This is a genomic window from Pseudomonas sp. SJZ079, assembly GCF_007993865.1.
Lineage (GTDB): Bacteria > Pseudomonadota > Gammaproteobacteria > Pseudomonadales > Pseudomonadaceae > Aquipseudomonas.
In genome coordinates, this window is record NZ_VIUH01000001.1 from 407,461 (window position 1) to 431,962 (window position 24,502).

At 63.1% G+C, this 24,502-nt stretch carries 20 protein-coding genes; 13 read left to right on the forward strand and 7 right to left on the reverse strand.

Translation table 11 applies throughout. The annotated features are described in order from the left end of the window. Positions 1–57 precede the first annotated feature (57 nt). Positions 58–801: a 30S ribosomal protein S2 gene (rpsB, locus tag FBY03_RS01915; protein ID WP_029866280.1), complete on the reverse strand. Its 744-nt coding sequence runs from the start codon at positions 799–801 to the stop codon at positions 58–60. A gap of 292 nt (positions 802–1,093) precedes the next feature. On the opposite strand from rpsB, the gene map reads away from it, so the two are divergent. The 7 genes from map to FBY03_RS01950 all read left to right on the forward strand — a co-directional run bounded on the left by map (position 1,094) and on the right by FBY03_RS01950 (position 9,173). Beyond that, positions 1,094–1,876, forward strand: coding sequence for a type I methionyl aminopeptidase (map, locus tag FBY03_RS01920; protein WP_147170500.1), 783 nt, complete (start codon positions 1,094–1,096; stop codon positions 1,874–1,876). Between the two features lie 53 nt (positions 1,877–1,929). Further along, complete coding sequence (locus FBY03_RS01925; protein ID WP_147170501.1) at positions 1,930–4,632, forward strand: [protein-PII] uridylyltransferase; 2,703 nt, start codon at positions 1,930–1,932, stop codon at positions 4,630–4,632. 92 nt (positions 4,633–4,724) lie between these two features. Next, the gene (gene dapC, locus FBY03_RS01930) at positions 4,725–5,960 is read left to right on the forward strand and encodes a succinyldiaminopimelate transaminase (RefSeq protein WP_147170502.1); all 1,236 of its coding nucleotides are present in this window, start codon (positions 4,725–4,727) and stop codon (positions 5,958–5,960) included. A gap of 2 nt (positions 5,961–5,962) precedes the next feature. Continuing rightward, complete coding sequence (locus FBY03_RS01935) at positions 5,963–6,310, forward strand: ArsC family reductase (protein ID WP_147170503.1); 348 nt, start codon at positions 5,963–5,965, stop codon at positions 6,308–6,310. A gap of 41 nt (positions 6,311–6,351) precedes the next feature. Beyond that, the gene (gene dapD / locus FBY03_RS01940) at positions 6,352–7,386 is read left to right on the forward strand and encodes a 2,3,4,5-tetrahydropyridine-2,6-dicarboxylate N-succinyltransferase (RefSeq protein WP_147170504.1); all 1,035 of its coding nucleotides are present in this window, start codon (positions 6,352–6,354) and stop codon (positions 7,384–7,386) included. A 168-nt stretch (positions 7,387–7,554) separates the two neighbouring features. Further along, entirely contained in the window at positions 7,555–8,760 is a 1,206-nt protein-coding gene (locus tag FBY03_RS01945) for an aminotransferase class V-fold PLP-dependent enzyme (RefSeq protein ID WP_147170505.1), read from the forward strand. After that, the gene (locus FBY03_RS01950; protein WP_147170506.1) at positions 8,757–9,173 is read left to right on the forward strand and encodes a SufE family protein; all 417 of its coding nucleotides are present in this window, start codon (positions 8,757–8,759) and stop codon (positions 9,171–9,173) included. The genes FBY03_RS01945 and FBY03_RS01950 overlap by 4 nt, the downstream gene beginning before the upstream one ends. On the opposite strand, the gene FBY03_RS01955 is transcribed toward FBY03_RS01950, so the two are convergent. Both FBY03_RS01955 and tcdA read right to left on the reverse strand, forming a co-directional pair. Continuing rightward, positions 9,157–9,588, reverse strand: a complete 432-nt coding sequence (locus tag FBY03_RS01955) for a hypothetical protein (RefSeq protein ID WP_147170507.1) — start codon at positions 9,586–9,588, stop codon at positions 9,157–9,159. The two genes, FBY03_RS01950 and FBY03_RS01955, sit on opposite strands and share 17 nt — an antisense overlap. A gap of 119 nt (positions 9,589–9,707) precedes the next feature. Next, complete coding sequence (gene tcdA, locus FBY03_RS01960; protein ID WP_147170508.1) at positions 9,708–10,511, reverse strand: tRNA cyclic N6-threonylcarbamoyladenosine(37) synthase TcdA; 804 nt, start codon at positions 10,509–10,511, stop codon at positions 9,708–9,710. 172 nt (positions 10,512–10,683) lie between these two features. Here tcdA and FBY03_RS01965 point away from each other — a divergent pair, with 172 nt between their 5' ends. From FBY03_RS01965 to FBY03_RS01985, 5 genes are all read left to right on the forward strand, one after another. After that, a complete protein-coding gene (locus FBY03_RS01965) occupies positions 10,684–11,835 on the forward strand; it encodes an iron-containing alcohol dehydrogenase (protein ID WP_147170509.1) in 1,152 nt (383 codons plus the stop codon). Between the two features lie 321 nt (positions 11,836–12,156). Next, positions 12,157–14,751 (forward strand): glycosyltransferase, encoded by a 2,595-nt coding sequence (locus FBY03_RS01970; RefSeq protein ID WP_147170510.1) that lies wholly within the window; start codon positions 12,157–12,159, stop codon positions 14,749–14,751. A gap of 95 nt (positions 14,752–14,846) precedes the next feature. Further along, positions 14,847–16,001 carry a succinyl-diaminopimelate desuccinylase gene (gene dapE / locus FBY03_RS01975; RefSeq protein WP_025165189.1) on the forward strand — a complete coding sequence of 385 codons (1,155 nt, stop codon included), beginning with the start codon at positions 14,847–14,849 and terminating at the stop codon, positions 15,999–16,001. Continuing rightward, positions 16,001–16,804, forward strand: coding sequence for a putative RNA methyltransferase (locus tag FBY03_RS01980; RefSeq protein WP_147170511.1), 804 nt, complete (start codon positions 16,001–16,003; stop codon positions 16,802–16,804). The genes dapE and FBY03_RS01980 overlap by 1 nt, the downstream gene beginning before the upstream one ends. A gap of 21 nt (positions 16,805–16,825) precedes the next feature. Continuing rightward, the gene (locus FBY03_RS01985; protein WP_025165187.1) at positions 16,826–17,197 is read left to right on the forward strand and encodes a hypothetical protein; all 372 of its coding nucleotides are present in this window, start codon (positions 16,826–16,828) and stop codon (positions 17,195–17,197) included. 79 nt (positions 17,198–17,276) lie between these two features. Here the strand turns inward: FBY03_RS01985 and FBY03_RS01990 are convergent, their stop codons facing one another. The 4 genes from FBY03_RS01990 to FBY03_RS02005 form a co-directional block, all read right to left on the reverse strand. Then, positions 17,277–17,486 (reverse strand): cold-shock protein, encoded by a 210-nt coding sequence (locus FBY03_RS01990; RefSeq protein ID WP_025165186.1) that lies wholly within the window; start codon positions 17,484–17,486, stop codon positions 17,277–17,279. Positions 17,487–17,862: 376 nt separating this feature from the next. Beyond that, positions 17,863–19,698, reverse strand: a complete 1,836-nt coding sequence (locus FBY03_RS01995; protein ID WP_147170512.1) for a Gldg family protein — start codon at positions 19,696–19,698, stop codon at positions 17,863–17,865. 8 nt (positions 19,699–19,706) lie between these two features. Then, positions 19,707–20,441, reverse strand: a complete 735-nt coding sequence (locus FBY03_RS02000) for an ABC transporter permease subunit (RefSeq protein ID WP_025165184.1) — start codon at positions 20,439–20,441, stop codon at positions 19,707–19,709. Next, positions 20,438–21,361 (reverse strand): ABC transporter ATP-binding protein, encoded by a 924-nt coding sequence (locus FBY03_RS02005; protein ID WP_025165183.1) that lies wholly within the window; start codon positions 21,359–21,361, stop codon positions 20,438–20,440. The genes FBY03_RS02000 and FBY03_RS02005 overlap by 4 nt, the downstream gene beginning before the upstream one ends. 416 nt (positions 21,362–21,777) lie before the next feature. Here FBY03_RS02005 and plsB point away from each other — a divergent pair, with 416 nt between their 5' ends. Next, the gene (gene plsB / locus FBY03_RS02010) at positions 21,778–24,261 is read left to right on the forward strand and encodes a glycerol-3-phosphate 1-O-acyltransferase PlsB (protein ID WP_147170513.1); all 2,484 of its coding nucleotides are present in this window, start codon (positions 21,778–21,780) and stop codon (positions 24,259–24,261) included. Positions 24,262–24,502: the final 241 nt, after the last annotated feature.

Consider the following 24,502-nt stretch of genomic DNA (forward strand, 5'->3'; position numbering starts at 1 on the left):
CAAAAAGGGGGCAAAGCCCCCTTTTTGCGAACTAAGCAAACGCTAAGAGCGTTTCACTCAGCCTTCAGCAGCTTCTGCAGCCGGGGCTTGCTCGACGAATTCGTCGGTGCCGCCGCCAGTGTTGCTGCGACCACGCACGATGGCGTCAGCCATGGCACCCATGTACAGCTGGATAGCGCGGATGGCGTCGTCGTTACCTGGAATGATGTAATCGATGCCTTCTGGGCTGCTGTTGGTATCAACCACACCAATAACCGGAATACCCAGCTTGTTGGCTTCGGTGATAGCAATGCGCTCGTGGTCAACGTCGATTACGAACATGGCGTCTGGCAGACCGCCCATGTCCTTGATACCACCCAGGCTACGATCCAGCTTTTCCAGATCGCGGGTGCGCATCAGGGCTTCTTTCTTGGTCAGCTTGGTGAAAGTGCCGTCCTGGGACTGAACTTCCAGATCACGCAGACGCTTGATCGAGGCGCGGATGGTTTTGTAGTTGGTCAGCATGCCGCCCAACCAGCGATGATCGACGAACGGCGAGCCACAACGAGCCGCTTCTTCGCGAACGATCTTGCCAGCGGAACGCTTGGTGCCAACGAACAGAATCTTGTTCTTACCGGCAGCCAGCTTCTCAACGAAAGACAGCGCTTCGTTGAACATCGGCAGGGTTTTTTCAAGGTTGATGATGTGAATCTTGTTACGCGCGCCGAAAATGTACTTACCCATTTTCGGGTTCCAGTAACGGGTCTGGTGACCGAAGTGCACACCGGCCTTCAGCATATCGCGCATATTGACTTGGGACATGATAGTTCCTTAATAAGTCGGGTTAGGCCTCCACGCGTCCCAATCTCCAACCCTTGCGGGCACCCAGGAAACTGTGTCGACACGTGTGCGGATTTAAGCTTCAGGGCAGACAGCCCGTAAAGCGGCGCGTTTTATACCATAAAGTCCCACCTCAGGCTACAGGCAATCCACAGCGCGCTGTCGCCCGGGCCTGGGCTGAACGCCTTTGGCGTGCCGCTGCCAGCCGCCTTCTCTGGTAGAATCAGAACTTTGTCAATTTCACCTTGCGCCGCTGAGCGCCGAGAGAGCCCGCATGACCGTCACAATCAAGACGCCTGAGGAAATCGAAAAAATGCGTGTAGCCGGTCGCCTGGCTGCCGATGTGCTGGAAATGATCGGCGAACACGTCAAGCCCGGCGTCACCACCGAAGAGCTGGATCGCATTTGTCACGACTATATAGTCAATGAGCAGAAGGCCATCCCTGCGCCGCTCAACTACAAAGGCTTCCCCAAGTCGATCTGCACCTCGATCAACCACGTGGTCTGCCATGGCATCCCCAACGAGAAGCCACTGAAAGACGGTGACGTGCTGAATATCGACATCACCGTGATCAAGGATGGTTACCACGGCGACACCAGCAAGATGTTCATGGTCGGCAAGGTAGCCGAGTGGGCCGAGCGCCTGGCAAAAGTCACTCAAGAGTGCATGTACAAAGGTATTCAGATCGTGCGCCCGGGTACGCGTTTGGGCGACATCGGCGAAGTGATCCAGAAGCACGCCGAGAAGAACGGTTTCTCCGTGGTGCGCGAATACTGTGGCCACGGCATCGGTGCGGTGTTCCACGAAGAGCCGCAGGTGCTGCACTACGGCCGCGCCGGCACTGGCATGGAACTGAAAGAAGGCATGACCTTCACCATCGAACCGATGATCAACCAGGGCCGTGCGGAAACCCGCCTGCTCGGTGATGGCTGGACCGCGATCACCAAGGACCGCAAGCTCTCGGCGCAGTGGGAGCACACCATCCTGGTGACTGCCGACGGTTACGAAATTTTCACCCTGCGCAGTGACGACAGCATCCCGCGCACCTCGGCCTGACCGGCCCAGCGTCGCCATTGCCCTGTACTCGCTCTATTAAAGAAGGCTGCTGCATGTCGCAGGTAGATCCCGAACTGTTCGACCGCGGCCAGTTCCAGGCCGAACTGGCCTTGAAGTCCAGCCCCATCGGCGCCTTCAAGAAAGCCATTAGCCGCGCCCATGACGTGCTCGACGCACGTTTCAAGGCCGGTCGCGAGGTCCGCCGCCTGGTCGAGGATCGCGCCTGGTTCGCCGACCAGATCCTGCGTGAAGCCTGGGACCGCCTGGCCTGGAGCGAGGACGCCGCTATCGCCCTGCTGGCGGTCGGCGGCTATGGTCGCGGCGAACTGCACCCCTACTCGGACATCGACCTGCTGATCCTGCTCGACAGCGCCGACCATGAAACCTTCCGCGAGCCGATCGAGCGCTTCCTCACCCTGCTCTGGGACATCGGCCTGGAAGTCGGCCAGAGCGTACGCTCGGTCGATGAGTGCGCCGAGGAAGCCCGCGTCGACCTGACGGTGATCACCAACCTGATGGAAAGCCGCACCATCGCCGGTCCCGAACGCCTGCGTCAGCGCATGTTGGGCGTCACCAGCAGTGAACAGATGTGGCCGAGCAAGGAGTTCTTTCTGGCCAAGCGCAAAGAGCAGCGCGCGCGCCACGCCAAGTACAACGACACCGAATACAACCTCGAGCCCAACGTCAAAGGCTCACCCGGCGGCCTGCGCGACATCCAAACCATCCTCTGGGTCGCCCGCCGCCACTTCGGCACCCTGAATCTGCATGCCATGGTCGGCCAGGGTTATTTGCTGGAAAGCGAGTATGAGCTGCTCGCATCGAGCCAGGACTTCCTCTGGAAGGTGCGCTACGCCCTGCACATGCTGGCCGGCCGCGCCGAGGATCGCCTGCTGTTCGATCATCAGGGCCAGGTCGCCGCGTTGCTCGGCTTCGAGGGAGTAGACCGCAAGCGCACCATCGAGCACTTCATGCAGAAGTACTACCGTGTGGTGATGGCCATCGCCGAGCTGAGCGATCTGATCAATCAGCACTTCGAGGAAGAAATTCTCCGCGCCGGCGAAGTCAGCCCGGCGCAGCCGCTGAACAGCCGCTTCCAGGTGCGTAACGGCTATATCGAAGCGATTCACCCGAAAGTCTTCAAACGCACGCCGTTCGCCATTCTGGAAATTTTCGTGGTCATGGCCCAGCACCCGGAAATCGAAGGGGTGTGCGCCGACACCATCCGCCTGCTGCGTGACCATCGCCACCTGATCGACGACGAATTTCGCACGGACATCCGCAACACCAGCCTGTTCATCGAGCTGTTCAAGTGCAAGGAAGGTATCCACCGCAACCTGCGCCGGATGAATCGCTACGGCATTCTCGGCCGTTACCTGCCGGAATTCGGCCATATAGTCGGGCAGATGCAGCACGACCTGTTTCACATCTACACCGTCGATGCGCACACCCTGAATGTCATCAAGCACCTGCGCAAACTGGGCAAACCGGGCGTGGCGGAGAAGTTCCCGCTGGCCAGCGAGCTAGTCGAGAAGCTGCCCAAGCCCGAGCTGATCTACCTCGCCGGCATCTATCACGACATCGGCAAGGGTCGCGGCGGCGACCACTCCGAGCTGGGCGCGGCGGATGCCGAAGCCTTCTGCGTACGCCACCAGCTGCCCAGCTGGGACACCAAACTGATCGTCTGGCTGGTGCAGAGCCACCTGGTGATGTCGACTACCGCGCAGCGCAAGGACTTGTCCGACCCGCAGGTGATCTTCGACTTCGCTCGCCAGGTCGGCGATCAAACCCGCCTGGATTACCTCTATGTACTCACCGTGGCCGATATCAACGCCACCAACCCGAGCCTGTGGAACTCCTGGCGCGCCAGTCTGATGCGCCAGCTCTATACCGAGACCAAGCGGGCATTGAGCCGCGGCCTGGAGAATCCGCTGGATCGCGAGGAGCAGATTCGCCTGAACCAAAGCGCCGCCCTGGAGATTCTGGTGCGTGGTGGCACCGACCCGGATCACGCGGAGCAACTCTGGGCGCAACTGGGCGATGACTACTTCCTGCGCCACACAGCCGACGATGTCGCCTGGCACACCCTGGCCATCATCCAGCACCCGAACGACGGCAACCCGCTGGTACTGATCAAGGAAACCACTCAGCGCGAATTCGAAGGCGGCACGCAGATATTCATCTACGCCGAGGATCAGCACGACTTCTTCGCCGTGACCGTAGCCGCCATGGCGCAGCTCAACCTGAACATTCACGACGCGCGCATTCTCACCTCGACCAGCCAGTTCACCCTCGACACCTATATCGTCCTGGAAGCCGACGGCAGCTCGATTGGCGACAACCCGGCACGCATCAACAAGATCCGCCAGGGGTTGATCGATGCCCTGAAAAACCCGGACGAATACCCGAACATCATTCAACGCCGCGTGCCGCGCCAGCTCAAGCACTTCGCCTTTGCGCCGCAGGTGACCATCCACAACGACGCCCACCGCCCGGTGACCATACTCGAACTGAGCGCACCGGATCGACCGGGCCTGCTGGCGCGGGTCGGGCGGATCTTCCTCGAGTTCGACCTGTCGATCCAGAATGCCAAGATCGCCACCCTCGGCGAGCGCGTGGAAGACGTGTTCTTCGTCACCGATGCCCACAACCAGCCACTGTCCGATCCGCAGTTGTGTATCCGCCTGCAAGAGACCATCGTCGCGCGCCTGTCGGATGCCCAAGGACAGCAGCCCGAGCCGAACCAGATCAGCTTTTAACCCGTAGGGTGCAGTAAGGCCTGAGGCCGCATTGCACCGTTCCATCCACGACCGGCAGCGCCCTGCGCTGCGCTTATTGACGCCCTACAGCCATGAACCAAGCTTTAAACGATTTGCAGCCCTACCCCTTCGAGAAACTCCGCGCCCTGTTGGCCGAGGCGCAGCCGCCCAGCGACAAGAAAGCCATCGCCTTGTCGATTGGCGAGCCCAAGCATCGCTCGCCCGCCTTCGTCGCCGAAGCGCTCGCCGCCAACCTCGACCAGCTGGCGGTGTACCCGACCACCCTGGGCATTGCCGCGCTGCGCGTCGCGATTGCCAACTGGTGCAGCCGGCGTTTCAATCTGCCAGCAGGCTGGCTCGATCCGGCACGCCACGTGCTGCCGGTCAACGGCACCCGCGAGGCGTTGTTCGCCTTTACCCAGACGGTGGTTCAGCGCAGTGCTGCCGATCAGGAACCTGGCCTGGTGGTCAGCCCCAATCCGTTCTATCAGATCTACGAAGGCGCAGCGCTGCTCGCCGGCGCCCAACCGCATTACCTGCCGTGCCTGGAAGAGTACGGTTTCAATCCGGACTTCGACGCCGTCAGTGCGGACGTCTGGCAACGCTGCCAGGTTCTCTTCCTCTGCTCGCCGGGCAATCCGACCGGTGCGCTGATCCCCGTGCAGACCCTGAAGAAGCTGATCCAGCTGGCCGATGAATTCGATTTCGTCATCGCCGCCGACGAGTGCTACAGCGAGCTGTACTTCGACGAGGCCAACCCGCCCGCCGGCCTGCTGACCGCCTGCGCCGAGCTGGGACGGGATGACTTCAAGCGCTGTGTGGTGTTTCACAGCCTGTCCAAGCGCTCCAACCTGCCGGGCCTGCGTTCGGGCTTCGTCGCCGGTGACGCCGACATATTGAAATCTTTCCTGCTGTACCGTACCTACCACGGCTGCGCCATGCCGGTGCAAACCCAACTGGCCAGCGTCGCCGCCTGGAACGATGAAGTGCATGTACGGGCCAACCGTGCGCTGTACCGCGAGAAGTTCGACGCGGTGCTGGCGATTCTCGACGGCGTACTGGAGGTGCAGCGGCCGGATGGCGGTTTCTACCTGTGGGCGCAAACCCCGACAGACGACGAGAGCTTCACCCGCGAGCTGTATGCGCGCGAGCACGTCACCGTGGTCCCGGGCTCCTACCTGTCGCGCAACGTCGAGGGTGTCAATCCGGGCGCCAACCGCGTGCGCATGGCCTTGGTCGCCCCCCTGGCCGAATGCGTCGAAGCCGCCGAACGGATCCGCGCCTTCGTCACGAACAGCGATACCGTGAAGAATTTGAAGAGTTTGTAAGCATGAGCAGAACCCTCTACGGCATCAAAGCCTGCGACACCATGAAGAAAGCCCGCACCTGGCTCGACCAGCACGGGGTAAGCTATGCGTTTCATGATTACAAAGCCGTCGGCATCGACCGCGGCAACCTGCAGAAGTGGTGCAACGAACATGGCTGGGAAACCGTTCTCAACCGTGCTGGCACCACCTTCCGCAAGCTGGACGACGCACAGAAAGCCGACCTGGACCAGAACAAGGCCATCGAACTGATGCTCGCCCAGCCATCGATGATCAAGCGCCCCGTGCTCGACCTCGGTGACAAGACCCTGATTGGCTTCAAGGCCGAGCGCTATGCCACTGACGTGGTCTGAGCGACGGCAACCTCATTCGAATTTGTTGTAAGGAAAACACCATGACCACCACCCTGTTCAGCCTGGCCTTCGGCGTTGGCACGCAAAACCGTCAAAACACCTGGCTGGAAGTGTTCTACGCTCAGCCGCTGCTCAACCCGGCTAGCGAATTGACCGACAAAGCCGCCGAAAAGCTCGGCTACAGCGGCGGCAACCAGGCCATCAGCCTGACCACCCAGCAGGCCGGCGAACTGGCTGAAGCCATCAAAGCCATCGACGCCAACCAAGCCAAGCTGCTGACCCGTCTGGCGGAAAGCCACAAGCCACTGGTCGCCACCTTCCTCGCCGAAGACGCGGCGCCGACCAGCACCCCCGAGGCCTACCTCAAGCTGCACCTGCTCTCCCATCGCCTGGTCAAGCCGCATGGCCTCAACCTCACCGGGATATTCCCGTTGCTGCCCAACGTCGCCTGGACCAGCCAGGGTGCCGTTGACCTGGCCGAACTGGCCGAGCGTCAACTGGAAGCGCGCCTGAAAGGCGAGTTGCTGGAAGTCTTCTCGGTGGACAAGTTCCCGAAAATGACCGACTACGTGGTTCCGGCCGGCGTACGCATCGCCGACACGGCGCGGGTCCGTCTGGGCGCCTACGTCGGTGAAGGCACCACCGTGATGCACGAAGGTTTCGTCAACTTCAACGCCGGTACCGCCGGCCCGGGCATGATCGAAGGCCGCGTCTCCGCGGGCGTGTTCGTCGGCAAGGGCTCGGACCTGGGTGGCGGCTGCTCGACCATGGGCACCCTGTCCGGCGGTGGCAACATCGTGATCTCCGTCGGCGAAGGCTGCCTGATCGGCGCCAACGCCGGCATCGGCATCCCCCTGGGCGACCGCAACACCGTGGAGTCCGGCCTGTACATCACCGCCGGCACCAAGGTGGCGCTGCTCGATGGCGACAACAAACTGGTCAAGGTGCTCAAGGCTCGCGACCTGGCCGGCCAACCGGACCTGCTGTTCCGGCGCAACTCGCAGAGCGGCGCGGTGGAGTGCAAGACCCACAAGTCGGCCATTGAGCTGAATGAAGCGCTGCACGCCCACAACTAAAAAGTTGCTTTAACACGGCTGCGCTCGCCCATACGGCGTTGCAATAAGGCTCGGACGCGTCATTTACTACAGTAAACTCCGCGTCCTCGCCTTATTGCGCCTTGTCTGGCCTGCGCTCGCGACGCGTTAAACTCAACTTTTAGCCGCCAGATAAATTCTGGAAAAACAATGTCTCTTATCTCCCCCTGGCGCGCCGACTTCCCTGGCATCCTGGCCCTTGAGGCCGAGGGTCAGACCTACCTGGACAGCGCCGCCACCGCGCAAAAACCGCAGGCCGTGCTGGATGCGCTGCTCGGCTACTACGCCGGCGGTGCGGCCAACGTGCATCGTGCCCAGCACCTGCCCGGCGAGCGCGCCACCCGCGCCTTCGAAGGCGCACGCAGCCACATCGCGCACTGGCTGAATGCCGCCGACCTGACCCAGATCGTCTTCACCCGCGGCGCCACCGAGGCCTTCAACCTGTTGGCGTACGGGCTGGAGGCGGAGTTTCAGCCCGGTGACGAAATCGTCATCAGCGCCCTCGAACACCACGCCAATCTATTGCCCTGGCAACAGCTGGCTCGGCGGCGCCAGCTCAAGCTGATCGTGCTGCCGCTGGAGCGCAGCGGCCTGATCGACCTCGAACAGGCCGCCCGGCTGATCGGCCCGCGCACCCGCCTGCTGGCCGTCAGCCAACTGTCCAACGTGCTGGGCTGCTGGCAACCGCTGCGCGAGCTGATCCAGCTGGCCCAGGCCCAAGGGGCACTCAGCGTGGTCGATGGCGCCCAGGGCGTGGTGCATGGCCGCCACGACGTGCAGGCGCTGGGCTGCGATTTTTATGTGTTCTCCAGCCACAAGCTCTACGGGCCGGACGGCGTCGGCGTGCTCTACGGCCGGGCCGACGCCTTGCAACGGCTGCGGCACTGGCAGTTCGGTGGAGAGATGGTGCGAGTGGCGGATTATCAGGCCGCCGAATTCCATAGCGCGCCCCTGGGCTTCGAAGCCGGGACGCCGTCGATCGCCGGGGTGATCGCCCTCGGCGCCAGCCTGGATTACCTGGCTGGCCTGGAGGCCGCCGCCGTCAGCGGCCACGAAGCCGCGCTGCACGCCAAGCTGCTTGCCGGCCTGGCCGCACGCGAAGGCATTCTGCTGCTCGGTGCGCCGCAGGTGGCACTGGCCAGCTTCGTGGTCGACGGCGTGCACAATGCCGACCTCGCCCACTTGCTCACCGAGCAAGGCATCGCCGTGCGCGCGGGTCACCACTGCGCCATGCCGTTGTTGAAAAGCCTCGGCCTGGCCGGCGCCATTCGCGTGTCGCTGGGGCTGTATAACGATGGCGAGGATCTGCAGCGCTTCTTCGCCGCGCTCGACCAGGCCCTGGAGCTGCTGCGATGAGCCTGCCCAGTGCGGCGCAGGAGGCGCTGGGCGCCTTCCAGCAGGCCGGCAGCTGGGAACAACGCGCGCGCCTGCTGATGCAATGGGGCGAACGCCTGGCCCCGCTGCTCGACGCGCAGCGCAGTGAAACCCAGCGGGTGCATGGCTGCGAAAGCCAGGTCTGGCTGGTCGCCGAGGTGCAGGACGGCCACTGGCAGTTCCGTGCGGCCAGCGATGCCCGATTGATCCGCGGCTTGCTCGCCGTGCTGCTGGCGCGGGTCAACGGCTTAAGCAGCAGCGAATTGCAGGCGCTCGACCTGGCCGACTGGTTCGCCCAGCTAGGCCTCTCGCGTCAGCTCTCGCCGTCGCGCAGCAATGGCCTGAATGCGGTGCTGCAGCGCATGCGTGAGCTGGCCGTCAGTCGACCAACGTAAGCCCGTTCTCGGCGCACCACTGCGCCAATTCCGCGTGCGTACGCTGCGCTTCATAGGCATGCCAATCGTCCAGCTCGCCGATATCCAGTAGCCAGTCTTTGTAACGGGAATACGCGCCTTTGCGGCGAAACATATCCTCCACGTGCTCATGGTCTAATTGCTTGGCGAGCACGAAGTCGAAGACCAGTTGCTTGCCTAAGTCGAGCTCGTATTTTCCCGGAATCGCCAGGCAGGCATCGGCATCGAAGTCCTCCGGCAATTCATCCGAGCAGTCGCCGTACGGGTCGACGCAATAAATCGCGCCGTTTAGCGGATCGATAAAACACTCCACATCGCCTTGCCCGGCGCTCACCATTTCGTAGGCCAGTTCGAGTTCGGCATAACTGACCTTGATCGGACTATTGCTCATCGTCATCAATCGCCCCTGTTGATTGCAGCCATCGAAGCATATTGCCCCGACAACCCGCGGCCAAGCGCTTGAGCGAAACCGAATCGATACACGGTCGCGACCATCCGCGAGCATCACACAACGCCTTATTGGCCGCGCTCCGACGGCCGCCGCGTGCCGGCCACCAGCTTGTCGACGATCCGCGCTGCGGCGACCATGCCGAAGCTGGCGGTGACCATCATCGCCGCGCCGAAGCCGCCGGCGCAGTCGAGCTTGACCCCTTCGCCGACGAAGCCCTTGTACTGACACACCGTGCCGTCCGGCTTGGGATAGCGCAGCTGCTCGGTGGAAAACACGCAGGGCACGCTGTAGTTACGCCCCGGGGTGCGCGAGAAGTTGTAATCGCGACGCAGGGTCGAACGCACCTTGGACGCCAGCGGATCATTGAAGGTCTTGTTCAGGTCGCCGACCTGAATCTGGGTTGGGTCGATCTGCCCGCCAGCGCCGCCAGTGGTGATGACCTGGATCTTGCGTCGCTTGCACCAGGAGATCAGCGCCGCCTTGGCGTTGACGCTGTCGATGCAGTCGATCACCGCGTCCATCTGCTCGGTGATGTACTCGGCCATGGTCTCGCGGGTGACGAAATCGGCCACCGCATGCACCACGCAGGCCGGATTGATCGCCCGGATACGCGCCGCCATGACCTCGACCTTGGCCTGGCCGACCGCCCCCTCCAGCGCGTGGATCTGCCGGTTGGTGTTGGTAATGCACACATCGTCCAGATCGAACAGCGAGATCTCGCCCACCCCCGAGCGGGCCAAGGCTTCGGCCGCCCAGGAACCCACACCGCCAATACCGACTACGGCGACATGCGCGGCCAGCAGGCGCTCGGCCCCCTCGCGACCATACAGGCGGGCAATTCCGGCAAAGCGTTGTTCATCAAGCGGCATTTCATCACCTCAACACCCAGGACGCGGGCAGGCGCGCATTATAGGAAGCTCGCGGCCATGGCCCAAGCGCCACATGCACCCTGGCACTGCAAACGCATGCCCAGGGCTTAAAGCTATAACCGGCTGCGGGTTAATTCTCCGCTCACAACAAAACCAGCTGCCGGAGCCTGCCATGCGTAACTTCAGCTTTCACAACCCGACCCAGATTCACTTCGGCGAAGGCCAGATTGCCAAGCTTGGCCAGGAAATCCCCGCCGGCAGTCGCGTGCTGGTCACCCATGGCGGCGGCAGCATTTTCCAGAACGGCGTCTGGGCTCAGGTCGAAACCGCACTGGCCGGCTTCTTTGTCAGCCGTTTCGCCAACATCGAGGCCAATCCGCAGTTCGACACCCTGCTGCGCGCCGTGGAGCAGGCCAGGCGTGACCACTGCAACTTTGTCCTGGCGATCGGCGGCGGCTCGGTGATCGACGGCAGCAAGTTCATCGCCGCGGCGCTGTGCCACGCTGGCGATCCGCTCGAACTGCTCAGCGGCAGCCGGATCGAGGCCGCGCTGCCGCTGGGCTGCGTGTTGACCCTGGCCGCCACGGGCTCGGAGAGCAACCCGCATGGCGTGGTCACCCATGTCGAGCGCCAAGCCAAGCTGCCGTTCTCCAGCCCGTTGCTCTATCCGCGCTTCGCCATACTCGACCCCTGCACCACCTTCAGCCTGCCCGCGCGGCAGATCGGCAACGGCGTGGTCGACGCCTTCGTCCACACCATCGAGCAGTACCTCACCTACCCGGCCAATGCGCCCTTGCAGGACCGCTATGCCGAGGGCCTGTTGCAGACTCTGATCGAGGAAGGCCCCAAGGCCCTGGCCAACCCGCAGGACTACAACGCCCGCGCCAACCTGATGTGGTGCGCCACCCAGGCCCTCAATGGTCTGCTCGGCTGTGGCGTGCCGCAGGATTGGGCGACCCATATGATTGGCCACGAACTGACCGCGCTGTACCACATCGATCATGCGCAGACGCTCGCCGTAGTGCTCCCGGCGCTGCTGGCCGAACGTCGCGAGGCCAAGTGGAGCAAGCTGCTGCAGTACGCCGAACGGGTGTGGCACTTGCGCGAGGGCAGCGAAGCCGCACGCATAGAGGCCGCCATCGCCGCCACCCAGGCGTTCTTCACGGCCATGGGGGTGCCGACGCGTTTGTCCGAACATGGCCTGGATGCCGATGTGATCCCCCAGGTCCTGGCGCAACTGGAACGACATCGGATGACCGCCCTGGGCGAAGACCGCGATATCGACCTGACCACCAGCGAACGGATTCTGCTGCGCGCGCTGTAGGCTGGTGTAGAGCACAGCGACAGAACGGCAGGAAGTCGTTCTGCACAGCTTTAGCTGCCCGCAGGGCGAGGTGTATGGCTGCACCTCATGAAACCCTGCCAGCAGGTGTACGCAACGGCGCCGCACAGGCGGATTTTTGCCGTCGATCCGCCACATGCTGCGAACTTCCAGTGGTCCCGCTTGATCAAATTTCCGAGAGCCCGCAAAACCCCGCGACACGGGCTATTGCGGCGCTATACAGCCCATGGACGGCGGAGTAGCATGCGCGCCATCTGGCGTTCGCCAGCTCCTCTGTTCCACTCTTCGGAACCTGACACCGCTATGCCTTCGCGTAAATTTGGTTTCAACCTGGTCATGGTCTTGGCGGTCGCCGCCCTGTTTACCGGTATCTGGGCCCTGTACAACCGTCCGGTGAGCGCGCCGGACTGGCCCGAACAAATCTCCGGCTACTCCTTCTCGCCCTTCAGGAAAGGACAGGACCCACAGAACGACAGCTACCCGAGCGACGATCAGATCCGCTCTGATCTCGAGCTGCTGGCCCGGCAGACGGACAATATCCGCACCTATTCGGTGGACGGCAGCCTGGCCGATATCCCGCGCCTGGCCGAGGAATTCGGCCTGCGCGTGACCCTGGGTATCTGGATCAGCCCGGACCAGGCGCGCAACGAACGCGAGATCGCCAAAGCCATCGAGCTGGCCAACAGCTCACGCAGTGTGGTGCGCGTGGTGGTCGGTAACGAGGCGCTGTTTCGCCGCGAAATCACCGCAGAACAATTGACCGACTACCTCGACCGGGTGCGCGCCGCCGTCAAAGTGCCGGTGACCACCTCGGAACAGTGGCACATCTGGGAGCAGAACCCGCAGCTGGCCAAGCATGTCGACTTGATCGCCGCGCATATCCTGCCCTACTGGGAATTCATGCCCATGGAGCAGTCGACCGAGTTCGTCCTCGACCGCGCCAAGGAGCTGAAGCGGCTGTTCCCGAAAAAGCCCCTGCTGCTGTCCGAAGTGGGCTGGCCGAGCAACGGTCGCATGCGTGGCGGCGCCGAGGCCACTCCGGCCGATCAGGCCATCTACCTGCGCACCCTGCTCACCGCCTTGAATGCCAAGGGCTACTCCTACTTCGTCATCGAAGCCTTCGATCAGCCCTGGAAAGCCACGGATGAAGGCTCGGTCGGCGCCTACTGGGGCGTATACAACCTCGAGCGCCAGGCCAAGTTCGCCTTCGAGGGCCCGGTAGTCGCCATCCCGCAATGGCGCCTGCTGGCCATCGCCTCGGTGGTCATGGCCCTGCTGGCCCTGGCCCTGTTGCTGATCGACGGCAGCGCCCTGCGCCAGCGCGGCCGCACCTTCCTGACCTTCGTCGCCTTTGCCGGCGGCTCGGTGCTGGTATGGATCGGCTATGACTACAGCCAGCAATACAGCACCTGGTTCAGCGCTACCGTCGGCCTGTTGCTCGGCATCGGCGCCTTTGGCGTGTTCATCGTCCTGCTCACCGAGGCCCATGAACTGGCCGAAACTGTGTGGATGAGCACCCGTCGCCGGCCGTTCCAGCCGGTGTTGGCGGACAGCGCCTACCGCCCCAAGGTATCGGTGCACGTGCCCTGCTACAACGAGCCAGCGGAGATGGTCAAACAGACCCTCGACGCCCTGGCCAACCTCGACTATCCGGACTTCGAAGTCCTGATCATCGACAACAACACCAAGGACCCGGCGGTGTGGCAGCCGGTGCAGGCCTATTGCGAGACGCTCGGCCCGCGCTTCAGGTTCTTCCACGTCGCGCCGCTGGCCGGCTTCAAGGGCGGTGCGCTGAACTACATCCTGCCGCACACGGCAAAGGATGCCGAAGTGATCGCGGTGATCGACTCCGACTACTGCGTCGACCGCAACTGGCTCAAGCACATGGTGCCGCACTTCGCCGACCCGAAAATCGCCGTGGTGCAGTCGCCGCAGGATTATCGCGACGACCAGGAAAGCACCTTCAAGAAGCTCTGCTACGCCGAATACAAGGGCTTCTTCCACATCGGCATGGTCACCCGCAACGACCGTAACGCGATCATCCAGCACGGCACCATGACCATGATCAGGCGCAGCGTGATGGACGAGTTGCAATGGGCCGACTGGACCATCTGCGAAGATGCCGAGCTCGGCCTGCGCGTGTTCAAGAAAGGCTATGCCGCCGCCTATGCCCACAACAGTTTCGGCAAGGGGCTGATGCCGGATACCTTCATCGACTTCAAGAAACAGCGCTTCCGCTGGGCCTACGGCGCCATTCAGATCATGAAGGGGCATGCCCGCAGCCTGTTCCTCGGCCGGGGGTCCGAACTCAATCGTGGCCAGCGCTACCACTTCATCGCCGGCTGGCTGCCCTGGGTCGCCGATGGCCTGAACATCTTCTTCACCGTCGGCGCACTGCTCTGGTCGGCGGCAATGATCATCGTGCCGCAGCGGGTCGACCCGCCACTGCTGATCTTCGCCATCCCGCCGCTGGCGCTGTTCGTGTTCAAGGTGGCGAAGATCGTCTTCCTCTACCAGCGCGCCGTGGGCGTCAACCTGAAAAAGGCCTTCTGCGCCGCCCTGGCCGGACTGTCGCTGTCGCACACCATCGCCAAGGCGGTGCTGTACGGTTTCTTCACCACCAGCATCCCATTCTTCCGCACGCCGAAGATGGCCAGCAATCACGGTATTCGGGTGGCCCTGATGGAAGCCCGCGAAGAAGTATTCATCATGCTCCTGTTGTGGGGCGCGGCAGCCGGCATCACCGTGGTACAGGGCATGCCCAGCACTGACGTGATGTTCTGGGTGGCCATGCTGCTGGTGCAGTCGCTGCCTTACCTGGCCGCGCTGATCATGGCACTGCTCTCGTCATTGCCAAAACCGCAGGCGAAAGCCACGGACGAGCCTATCGCCGTCTAGCGTCGAACTGCCAGGAAACAGCCTCACGGCGGCCAATGGCCGCCGTTTTGCTTTAAGATGTCGGCCTTTCCGCTTGATGCCGCTCTGGAGCCGCAATGACTGCCCCCTCCCCGACTCTCTCCCCGACCCTGGAACTCGCCTGCGACCTGATTCGCCGCCCGTCCGTCACCCCGTTTGACGAGGGCTGCCAGGAGTTGATGATGCGCCGCCTGGGTGCGCTCGGCTTCAAGGTCGAGCACATGCGCATCGAAGACGTGGAGAACTTCTGGGCGACCCACGGCGAGCAGGACGGTCCGGTGCTGTGCTTCGCCGGCCACACCGACGTAGTGCCCACCGGCCCGCTGCAAGCCTGGCAGCACGCCCCCTTCGCCGCGCTGATCGATGAGCAGGGCATGCTCTGCGGACGTGGCGCCGCCGATATGAAAGGCAGCCTGGCGTCGATGATCATCGCCGTCGAGCGCTTCGTCGCCGACCATCCGCAGCACAAGGGCAGCATCGCCTTCCTGATCACCAGTGACGAGGAAGGCCCGGCCAAGCATGGCACCAAGGCGGTGATCGAACGTCTGGCCGCGCGCGGCGAGCGTCTGGACTGGTGCATCGTCGGCGAACCCTCGAGCACCTCGCTGGTCGGCGACGTGGTCAAGAACGGGCGCCGTGGCTCGCTCGGCGCCACCCTCACCGTGCGCGGCGTGCAGGGTCACGTGGCTTACCCACACCTGGCGAAGAACCCGATCCACCTGGTTGCCCCGGCGTTGGCCGAACTGGCCGCCGAACACTGGGACGATGGCAACGCGTTCTTCCCGCCGACCAGCTTCCAGGTCTCCAACCTCAACTCGGGCACCGGCGCGACCAACGTCATTCCCGGTGAGCTGCAGGCGATCTTCAACTTCCGCTTCTCCACCGAATCCACGGTCGAAGGCCTGCAACAGCGAGTCAACCAGATCCTCGACAAGCACGGCCTGGACTATCACGTGGAGTGGGCCCTGTCCGGCCTGCCGTTCCTCACCGAACCGGGCGCCCTGCTCGATGCGGTAGCCCACAGCATCAAAAGCGTGACCGGCCGCGAAACCACCCCGAGCACCAGCGGCGGCACTTCCGATGGCCGCTTCATCGCCACCCTGGGCACCCAGGTGGTCGAGCTTGGCCCGGTCAACGCTACCATCCACCAGATCAACGAGCGCGTGCTGGCCAGCGATCTGGAAGTACTGACCGAGATCTATTATCAAACTCTCGTGAAACTGCTCGCCTAATGCTGACCTGCCCCATCTGCCTGCAGGCGCTGAGCGCCGTCGACAATGGCGTGGCCTGCCCGGCCAATCACCGTTTCGACCGTGCGCGCCAGGGCTACCTGAACCTGCTACCGGTGCAGCACAAGAACAGCCGCGACCCCGGTGACAACGCCGCCATGGTCGAGGCCCGGCGGCGCTTTCTCGACGGCGGCCACTATGCGCCGCTGGCCAAGCGCCTGGCCGAACTGGCCGCCGGTTATGCGCCCGCGCGCTGGCTGGATATCGGCTGCGGCGAGGGTTACTACACCACACAGATCGCCGATGCCCTGCCACAGGCCGAGGGCTACGCCCTGGATATCTCCCGCGAAGCGATCAAGCGCGGCTGCAAGCGTGCACCCCAGCTCGAGTGGCTGGTGGCAAGTATGGCCCGCGTACCGCTGAGTGACGCCAGCTGCCAGTTGCTCGCCAGCGTGTTCAGCCCGCTCGACTGGCAGGAAGCCCGGCGCCTGCTCGCCCCCGGTGGCGGTCTGCTACGCATGGGACCCACCCGCGACCATCTGCTGGAACTGCGCGGCAAGTTGTATGACCAGGTGCGCGACTACGACGACCAGAAGCACCTCGAGCTGATCCCGCCCGGCATGCAATTGGCACACAGTGAAACCCTGACCTTCAACCTGCAGCTGACCAGCAACGAGGCCCGTGCCGACCTGCTGGCGATGACCCCCCACGGCTGGCGCGCCAGTGCCGAACGTCGCGCGGCGGTGATCGCCGAGCCGCTCGAGGTGACGGTTGCCATACGCTACGATTGGATCGAAAAACTTTAGGCTCCCCAGGAACAGATGACCATGCGCCAACCGGATATCGAGATTTACCTGAAAGATGCCGACCACACCGCCATCGCCGCCTGGTTGAGCGAGGCGCTGGGCCCCTGCACGGCCTGGCAACAGAAAGGCCAGACCTTCAAGTGCAGCGCCGCGGGTGTGCCCGTAACCTGGCTGCCGAAGGCCGTGGGCAAGTGGCACAGCCTGCACCTGAATAGCGACACCACCCCCTGGGACGACGACCTGGCCTGCGCGCAAGCCGCGTTTGCCGCGCTCAACGTCGAGGTGCGTTGCGCGCCAGGCAGTTGGCAGGAAGAGGAAAGCGTCGAGCAGGCCGACCGCTGGATGCGCATCAGCGCCGATGGCGTCGAGGAAATCACCTGGCGCACCGGCTGAGTGAACCCCACTACTGGCAATGGACCAGTAGCAGACACGAAAAAGCCCGTCGATGACGGGCTTTTTTTGAGATCAGGTTTTACAGCGCGGCAACATCTTCCGCCTGCAAGCCTTTCTGCCCTTGGGTCACCGCGAACTCGACCTTCTGGCCTTCGGCCAGGGAACGGTGGCCGTCACCGCGAATGGCGCGGAAGTGGACGAACACATCGGCTCCGCTCTCACGCTGAATAAAGCCATAACCCTTGGAATCATTGAACCACTTGACGGTTCCAGTCTCACGATCAGCCATTGCCACAATCTCCAACTCACAATTTTTATTGTCTCGAAAAGACGCTTCGACGGGTCGTTGCTACAGCGCTTCCTGGTATCACCGCCCCCAGCCGAGATCAGTTGGGATCAGGCCTTACCGAGAGACGCCAACAACCACCGCCCAGCAGTATAGAGCAGGTTTTGTGACTGAAAAGCCGTTTATCGAAACAGCCAGAAGCCATACAGGGCAAGCCTTACAGCACTGTTACCACGTGCATTCAGGCTCACCAGCCCCTGTCGATCGGCAAGCGCCTAGCATGGCAGGCATGGCGTAGCCCGGATGCAATCCGGGGGAGACATCTGCACTGAGCGACTCTCCCCGGATTTCATCCGGGCTACGGTTTGGCGCTGCTCAATCAGGACTGCTGGCGCCGACGCCAGAGCCACAGCGCCAGCACGCCGAGGGTCAACAGCAACGGCACCAGGGCGATGTTGGCAAACTTCAGGCTACGCCCCAACGCCTCGATATCGGCGTTCAACTGATAGCGCACCTCGCGCAACTCCTTGCGGATTTTCACCTTCTCCTGAAGAAACTGGCGCACCGTGGCCTGCTGTTCCGGGGTCAACTCCAGCGCCTTGCTCGGGTCATCGCTACGCTGCAGGGCGGCGAGCTTCTGCTCGGTGTCTGCCAGACGCGCTTGCAGGGCCTGCTCCTTCTCGCGGAAACGCACTTCGGCGTCACGCTGAATCGCCTCGACCACCTCGAAGGGGCGAGTGAAACGCCCACGCGAACGCACGCTGATCAGCGCATCGGAACCGCTCAGGTTGTCCAGGGCGTTGATTGCGAAAGCGGCATTGTCGGCCCAGGGCTGCGGAATGCGCTGACCGAAGAAGTCCTGCACCTGCACCCACATGCGATCGGTGAGCAGGTCGGTGTCGGCCACCGCGATCACATTGATGCTATCCGCCTGTTTAAGCCCGTCCTTGCGTCCCTCGATGCCGTCCGGGTAGGCCGATTGTGCCGGACCGCTGATGCGCGCGGCGATGGCATAACGCTCACCGGTCGGCTGCAACTCACGGATCAACTCTTCCGGGTTTTGCAGCAGGCCGAAGCGTTTGGCATCGAACGGCATGGCGTACTGCGAACTCTGCAGCAGCGGGATAAAGCGGGTTTTCGCACCCTCCAGCGGTTCGAGAATACCGGCAGTGGCCACCGTCAGGTTTTCCAGGGCGGCGGTGCTGATGTCGTCCTGGTCCAGGGCGTTCTTCGGCAGGCTCAGCCAGGCCGCATGGCGTACCGCACGCTGACCCTGCCCCATGCTCACGGACATGGCGTAGGAGCCATCGCCGAGTACCTTGTCCGGCACCATGCGCAGGCCCCAGGCCTTGAACAGCGGCGTCAGGCTGGAAGACTTGTCGATGGCCATCTCACCCGGCATACCCGCCTGGGTATCGGCTTCACTGAAGGGGTCGACGAAGGCCAGCAACTTGCCGCCGCGCAGGACAAACTGGTCGATGGCGTAGAGGGTCTGCTCGGGCAGCTGCTTGGGATGGATCAGCAGCAGCACCGAGACCTGCTCGGGGATCAGGTCGATGTCGGCCTTCAGGCTCTCGATCTTGAACAGCTGGCGGATTTCCTCCATGACCATCCAAGGGGGCGTTGGCTGACGCGCCTGCATGTCGAAGCCGCCATTGATCGGCAGGCCGGACAGCACGCCGACCACCGGCCGTTCAGGCTTCGCCAGGCTCTGCACCAGGCGGCTGAGCTCGTATTCGAGGAACTCCTCCTGGTCCAGGGCAAAGAACGGGATCACCTGGGTGTCGCCCTGAGCATTCTTGCCCGCCAGGCCGAGGTAGAGCTGATCACCGCCCTGCTGCAGCGGGATGCCCTGCAAACCGAACTCGGCGGCCTTGTCCTCGTCCTCGGAGAACGGCGCCGGATCGATGATGCGCAGCTGGATCTTGCCATCGGCCGCACGCTGATAGGCCTTGAGCATTTCCTCGACACGCTTGGCATAGTTGCGCAGCGCCGGCAGGTCCTTGGCCGTGGTGTCGGAGAAGAAAAAGTCCAACTCGATCGGCTGCTCCAGCTCGGCGAGGATCTGCTCGGTGCCGGCGGATATGGTGTAGAGCTTCTGTTCGGTCAGGTCCAGGCGGGCGCCACTCAGGCTCAGGCTGGAAAACAGATTGAAGGCGAGAAACGCCAGGGCAATGAGTAGCAACCCGGCGCTGGAGTACATCAGCTTTTTCATGGGCGTCCTCAGTCAGCTTTCTTCAGATCGATGACCACCGCGGTCGCCGCCAGCCAGGCGGTGATCAGGGTGAGGAAGTACAGCAGGTCACGCAGGTCGATCACGCCCTTGCTGATGGCCTCGAAACGGGTCAGAAAGCTCAGCGAGGCCACGGCATCCACCAGCCACTGCGGCGCCCAGCCACTGAAACCGTCGAGCACCATGGGGAAACCGCTGACCATGAACAGGAAGCTCACGCTGACCGCGAGGATGAAGGCGATCACCTGGTTCTTCGCCAGCGCCGACATGCACGAGCCGATCGCCAGATAGGCGCCCGCCAGCAGCCAACTGCCGATATAGCCGGTGACGATGGCGCCGTTGTCCGGCTCACCCAGGTAATTGACCGTGATGATCATCGGGAAGGTCAGCAGCAGCGCCAGACCGGCGAACACCCAGGCGGCGAAGAACTTGCCGGTGACCGCCTCGAAGCGGGTGATCGGCAGGGTCATCAGCAGTTCGATGGAGCCGGACTTGCGCTCCTCGGCCCACAGGCGCATGGCGATGGCTGGCACCAGGAACAGGTACAGCCAGGGGTGGAAATTGAAGAACGGTGCGAGGTTGGCCTGGCCACTCTCGAAGAAGCCGCCCAGGTAGAAAGTGAACACCCCGGACAACACCAGGAAGATCACGATAAATACATAGGCCAGCGGCGTGGCGAAGTAGCTCGCCAGCTCGCGTTTGAAGATTATCGGCAACTGCGTCATACCACCTCCCCACGGGTCAGACTACGGAACACTTCATCCAGGCGCCCGCGCTCGACATTCAGCTCACTGACCTTCCAGCCGCGCTCGGCGATCAGCCCGTTGACCTGCGGCAAGATCACCTCACCGGGTTTGGCCAGCACACTGAGGCTGTGCTCGCGGGCGTTCTCCTCCACCCCGGCTACCCCCGGCAGTGCCGCCAGCGCTTGCCGATCCAGGGCCTGGTCGGCCACCAGGGTGACCGCCTGGTGGTAGCGCGAGCGGCTCTCCAGCTCCAGCGGCGTGCCATCGGCCAGCAGCCGGCCCTGGCCGATCACCACCGCACGGGTGCACACCGCACTGACCTCTTCGAGGATATGGGTGGAGATGATCACGATCTTGTCGTGCGCCAGGCTCTGGATCAGCTTGCGCACCTGGTGCTTCTGGTTCGGATCGAGGCCATCGGTGGGCTCATCGAGAATCAGCACCTTGGGATCATGCAGGATCGCCTGGGCCAGGCCGACCCGACGTTTGAAGCCCTTGGACAGGGTCTCGATGGACTGGCCGAGGACGGGCTCGAGCTCGAGTTGAGCCACCGCCCTGGCCACCCGCTCGCGCTTTTCGGCGCCCTGGTAGCCACGCACCGCGGCGATGAATTCGAGGAAACCGCGCACCGTCATGTCTTCATAACAGGGCGCACCTTCCGGCAGGTAGCCGATCTGTCGCTGGGCCTTGAGGGTGTCTTGCTGGATGTCGAAACCGAGGATGCTCGCCGTGCCCGAAGTCGGCGCGAGGAAACCGGTCAACATCTTCATGGTGGTGGACTTGCCGGCACCGTTCGGGCCGAGAAAGCCCAGCACCTCCCCCTGCTGGACGCGGAACGACAGGTTGTCGACTGCAGTGTGTTGTGCAAAACGCTTGGTCAGGTTTCTTATTTCAATCATGGCCTTTCACCATTGCGGTAACAGGCCCCGCTCGCTACCCGTGCAGGAGCAAGCCGGGCGTTTAAGTGCCGGCGGACTATAAGGAGTCGGCCATGGCCAGTGCAAGCCGGCAACCAAGGGAGCAAGAGCCTTGCACTGGGTAGCCCGGATGCAATCCGGGGAAAATCCTCCATCAGCCCACCCGCTCCCGGATTGCATCCGGGCTACCTTCAACGTCGCCATCATGGCGCCGGGTCTGCTGAGGCCATGATGGATTATGCGTCGTCTTGAACTTGGGTTTTGCTCAGGCATGTACCCCCGCCGCCCAGGCTATGCTCGGCGAATCAAGCAGTTACAAGATTTTGCCGGCACGCGTGCGATCCGTCACACTAGGCGCCCCGAGCAATCGCTCGTTTTACCTAGCCAGCAGACTTCGTATGACCCGCTCCCCGTTTCGCCGTCTCGTGTTCGGCAGCCTGCGTCGCCTTCTGTACCTGTGGGTACGCTCGGAAACCATCAACCAGTCGGCCTTCAGCCTCAAGCTCGACCGCAGCAAGCCGGTGTTCTATGTGCTGCAACAGCCGTCGCTGAGCGACCTGGCGGTGGTCGATACGGAATGCCAGAAAGCCGGCCTGCCGCGCCCGGTGCTGCCGGTCGAGGTCGGCGGACTGCTGGAGCCAGCGGCCTTCTTCTACCTGACCCCGGAGCCAGACTGGCTCGGCCGACAGGACAAACGCGGCAGCTCGCCGACCCTGGCGCGGGTGGTCGGTGCGTTGAATCAACACACCGTGGACGACGCGCAGATCATCCCGGTCAGCGTCTTCTGGGGCCAGTCGCCGGACCGCGAAACCAGCGCCTGGAAGCTGCTGTTCGCCGACAGCTGGGCGGTAACCGGGCGCTTGCGCCGGCTGGTCAGCATCCTGATCCTCGGGCGCAAGACCCGCGTGCAGTTCTCCACGCCGATCCACCTGCGTGAACTGGTCGAACAGGACAAAGGCCACGAGCGCACCCTGCGCATGGTCCAGCGCATGCTGCGGGTGCACTTCCGCAACCAGAAGGCCGCGGTGATCGGCCCCGACGTGTCGCACCGGCGCAACCTGGTCAAGGGTCTGGTGCACGGCCCGCAGGTGCGCCAGGCGATTCTCGAGGAAAGCCAGCGCGAGAACATCTCGCTCGACAAGGCCGAGTCTCTGGCGCTGCGCTATGGCAACGAGGTCGCCTCGGACTACACCTACACGGCGATCCGCTTCCTCGAACTGCTGCTCAGCTGGTTCTGGAACAAGATCTACGACGGCATCAAGGTCAACCACATCGAGGGCGTACAGGAAGTGGCCCAAGGTCACGAGGTGATCTACGTGCCCTGCCACCGCAGCCATATCGACTACCTGCTGCTGTCCTACCTGCTGTTCAAGAATGGCCTGACCCCGCCGCATATCGCCGCCGGCATCAACCTCAACATGCCAGTAATCGGCGGTTTGCTGCGCCGCGGCGGCGCCTTCTTCATGCGCCGCACCTTCAAGGGCAACCCGCTGTACACCGCGGTGTTCAACGAGTACCTGCACACCCTGTTCAGCAAGGGCTTCCCGGTCGAGTATTTCGTCGAAGGCGGACGCTCACGCACCGGGCGCATGCTCAGGCCGAAAACCGGCATGCTGGCCATCACCCTGCGCAGTTTCTTGCGCAGCAATCGCCTGCCGGTGGTGTTCGTGCCGGTGTACATCGGCTACGAGCGGGTCCTGGAGGGCCGCACCTACCTCGGCGAATTGCGCGGTGCGAGCAAGAAGAAGGAGTCGATCTTCGACATCTTCAAGGTCATCGGCGCGCTCAAGCAGCGCTTCGGCCAGGTCTCGGTCAACTTCGGCGAGCCGATCAAACTGGCCGAGTTCCTCGACCAGCAGCAGCCGGACTGGCGCAGCCAGGCGCTCGGCCCGCAGTTCCGCCCGAGCTGGCTCAACGAGACCACCAACCGCCTCGGCGAACGGGTAGCCCAGCACCTCAACGAAGCCGCTGCGATCAACCCGGTCAACCTGGTTGCGCTGGCGCTGCTGTCGACCAGCAAACTGGCCCTGGACGACCTCGCCCTGGTCCGGGTACTCGACCTCTACCTGGCGCTGCTACGGCGCGTGCCCTACTCGCCGCACACCACCCTGCCGGACGGCGATGGCCAGGCGCTGATCGACTACGTCAAGGGCATGCACCTGCTCGCCGAACAGAGCGATGCCCTCGGCAAGATCCTCTACCTGGACGAGCACAACGCGGTGCTGATGACCTACTACCGCAACAACGTGCTGCACATCTTCGCCCTGCCCGCACTGCTGGCGAGCTTCTTCCAGAGCAGCGCGCGGATCAGCCGCGAGCAGATCCTGCGCTTCACCCGCGCGCTCTACCCCTACCTGCAGTCCGAGCTGTTTATCCGCTATACGCTGGAGCAGCTGGATTCCGTGGTCGACCAGTGGCTAGGGGCGTTCGTCGAGCAAGGCCTGCTCAAGGTCGAAGGCGACGTGTATATCCGCCCGGCGCCCAGCTCGCGGCAGTTCGTCCTGCTGACCCTGCTCTCGCGCGCCATCGCCCAGACCCTGCAGCGCTTCTACATGGCCACCGCCTTGCTGCTCAACGCCGGACAGAACGCGATCAGCGCCGAAGACCTGGAAGATCTCTGTACCGTCATGGCCCAGCGCCTGTCGATCCTGCATGGCCTCAACGCCCCGGAATTCTTCGACAAGAGCCTGTTCCGCCACTTCATCCAGAGCCTGCTGGACGAAGGCGTGCTGCGCCAGGACGAAGCCGGCAAACTCAGCCACCACCCCCTGCTCAACGAACTGGTCGAAGGCGCCGCCAAGCGCGTGCTGCCGGCCGAACTGCGCCTGTCGATCCGCCAGGTGGCGATGGATCGCAGCGAGGACGCGCTGGAAGTGGTTTGAGGCCTTAGCCAGCCACTAACCAAGGCCGCATAGCGGCCTTGGTTTTATCTACGCAGATAAAAGTCGCGGGTTGGTGTTTGTCAGAAGTGGAGGTTTGGGTGCGTTTGCAAAATTGGACGGATGACTCCAGCAGCCACAAGCATTCCGAAGAGCAGAAAACGCATTAGTGTCTCTGTATTCTTGCCAGGCGTTCCCATGCGGCCCAAGAGCCTGGAGTTAACCGGACCCGCGAAGCGGGTTC